Annotated in this window: 3 protein-coding genes and 1 pseudogene; 2 read left to right on the forward strand and 2 right to left on the reverse strand. The window is 74.8% G+C overall.

The window, feature by feature from the left end:
• The coding region (locus G3I40_RS15210; protein WP_164302705.1) for an MBL fold metallo-hydrolase at positions 1–524 on the forward strand (524 nt) is incomplete at its 5' end.
• The gene (locus tag G3I40_RS15215) at positions 521–1,153 is read left to right on the forward strand and encodes a DedA family protein (RefSeq protein ID WP_239091748.1); all 633 of its coding nucleotides are present in this window, start codon (positions 521–523) and stop codon (positions 1,151–1,153) included. The genes G3I40_RS15210 and G3I40_RS15215, both read left to right, overlap by 4 nt.
• Here G3I40_RS15215 and G3I40_RS15220 read toward each other — a convergent pair.
• Positions 1,133–2,179 carry an MBL fold metallo-hydrolase gene (locus tag G3I40_RS15220; protein WP_203644106.1) on the reverse strand — a complete coding sequence of 349 codons (1,047 nt, stop codon included), beginning with the start codon at positions 2,177–2,179 and terminating at the stop codon, positions 1,133–1,135. The genes G3I40_RS15215 and G3I40_RS15220 overlap by 21 nt on opposite strands.
• A pseudogene (locus G3I40_RS15225) lies at positions 2,176–2,562 on the reverse strand (pyridoxal phosphate-dependent aminotransferase); the annotation flags it as partial. The pseudogene G3I40_RS15225 and the gene G3I40_RS15220, both read right to left, overlap by 4 nt.

A 2,562-nucleotide genomic window follows, 5' to 3' on the forward strand; every position in this document is an offset into this window, starting at 1 on the left:
CCCGGTCGGTGCCGGGGCTGCGCCGGCTGCGCTCCCTGGAGTTCACCGAGGTCGAGCCCGGGACGCGGATCGAGGTGGGGGCGCTCGCGGTGGAGGTCGTGCGCGCCGAGCACGACGGGCGGCGGCTGCCGGTGGGGCCGCACCGGTCGCCCGCGCTCGGCTACGTCGTCAGCGGCGAGGCCCGTACGTACTTCGCGGGTGACACCGGGCTCTTCGACGGGATGGCCGAGGCGGTGGGCGAGGTGGACGTCGCCCTGCTGCCGGTGGGCGGGTGGGGGCCCTATCTGGGCGAGCACCACCTCGACCCGGCGCGGGCCGCCGAGGCGCTCACCCGGCTCGCTCCGCGCAGCGCGGTGCCGGTGCACTACGGGACGTACTGGCCGATCGGGATGGACGCGGTGCGGCCGCACGAGTTCCACACGCCCGGCGAGGAGTTCGTGCGGCAGGCGGCGCTGCGCGCCCCGGACGTCGCCGTGCACCGCCTCGGCCACGGCGAGAGCTTCCGGCCGGAGGTGGCCCGATGATGCTCGACGCCGTCACCCGTATCCCGCCGGAGTCGACCCAACAGGCCGTCGGCTACCCGTCGTTGTTCCTGCTCGTCGCGGTCGGCGCGCTGGTGCCCGTCATCCCGACGGGCGCCCTGGTGAGTTCCGCGGCGGTCGTCGCCATCCACCAGTCCGCGCCGTACTCGCTGCTGCTCGTGTTCGGCGTGGCCTCGCTCGCCGCGTTCCTCGGGGACATCGCCCTGTACTGGCTGGGGCGGCGCGGCATGCGCTCCAAGAACGGGTCGAAGTGGCTGGAGGCCATCCGCTCCCGGGCGCCGCAGGAGCGGCTGGAGCAGGCGCAGGACAAGCTCGCCGACCACGGCGTGATGGTGCTCGTGCTGTCGCGGCTCGTGCCCGCCGGACGGATCCCGGTGATGCTGGCGTGCCTGATGGCGAAGATGCCGCTGCGCCGGTTCGCCCGCGGGGACGTTCCGGCGTGCCTGGCGTGGGCGGTGACGTACCAGGTCATCGGGATCCTCGGCGGCTCCCTGTTCAAGGAGCCGTGGGAGGGCGTCGTCGCGGCGGTCGTGCTGACCGTGGTGATCAGCGCGGCCCCCGTGATGTGGCGCAAGGTGGTGCGCCGGCTGTCAGGCAGTCAGCACGCGTGACGCCCCGACCGGCAGGTCCCAGAGCGCGGCGCGCGGCAGACCGGCCCGCTCCCAGGCGGCCCGCAGCCGGGTGAGGGGCTCCATGACGGGCTCGGCGGACAGCAGGAACGTGGCCCAGTGCATGGGCGCCATGAGGCGGGCGCCCACGTCCTGCGCGGCCCGCACCGCGTCCTCCGGGTCGCAGTGCACGTCCTGCAGCCACCAGCGCGGGTCGTACGCGCCGATCGGCAGCAGCGCCAGGTCGATGCCCGGGTAGCGGGCGCCGATCTCGGAGAACCAGTGGCCGTACCCGGTGTCGCCCGCGAAGTAGATGCGCTGTCCCTCGCCGTCGGTGAGGACCCAGCCGCCCCACAGCGTGCGGCAGGTGTCCGTGAGGGAGCGCTTCGACCAGTGGTGGGCGGGCACGAAGTCGAAGCGGACGCCCTTCAGTTCGGCCGACTCCCACCAGTCCAGCTCCGTGACGCGGGTGAAGCGGCGGCGGGTGAACCAGCGGCCGAGGCCCGCGGGCACGAACATCGGGGTGTCGCGCGGCAGTCTTCTGAGCGTGGGCCAGTCCAGGTGGTCGTAGTGGTTGTGGCTGATGACGACGGCGTCGACCGGCGGCAGCGCGCTCCAGGCGACACCGACCGGGGTGACGCGGGCGGGGGTGCCGAGGATCTTGCGGGACCAGACGGGGTCGGTGAGGACGGTCAGTCCTGCGACGCGCAGGATCCAGCTGGCGTGCCCGGCCCAGGTGACGGCGGCCGTGCGGGCGTCGACCTCGGGCAGCGGGCCCGGCTCGAACGGCAGGTGCGGAATGTCGGCCAGGCCCTCGGCGGACGGCCGCACCTTGCCCTCGCGGGCGAACCGGGCGAAGCCGCGCAGGCCGGGCAGCGGGGCGGTCAGGCGGTCCGCGAAGGACCGGGGCCAGCGGCGCGGCGGGGCGGTGGCGCCTCCCCCGTCGAGCGGCCGCGGCTCGACGAGGGGGTCGACGGACGCGGGGGCATCAGCTCGCTGTGCTGTCGTCGATTCGGACGCCTGGGTCATCGCTCGGACTCCCATCCTTCGCCTGCCGGTCCGTTGCCTTCCGCACTCGCCGGGCCCACCGGGGTCACCGGCCCCGGGTCGTCGCGCAGGTCGTCCAGCGCCGACCCCACCATCGTCAACAGCCGCGCCACGTGCGGCAATTCCAGTGGCTCCGGTGAGGTGAGAGACGCCTCGCGCTCGGCCGGGGTTGACCCGAGCAGCGGGCCCGTGGACAGGCGTACGCGCAGCGCCGCCGGATCGTCGCCGAAGCGGTGCCCGCCGGGGGCCGGCATGGCGAGGCGCGCGGTGAGGAAGTCCTCCAGGTCCTGGGCGTCGGTGACCCCGCGGGCGGCGAGCGCCGGCCGCAGCGGGCCCAGGTCGACGTAGAGGTGCCGGCCCGCTTG

Source organism: Streptomyces sp. SID14478 (assembly GCF_010548525.1).
Lineage (GTDB): Bacteria > Actinomycetota > Actinomycetes > Streptomycetales > Streptomycetaceae > Streptomyces.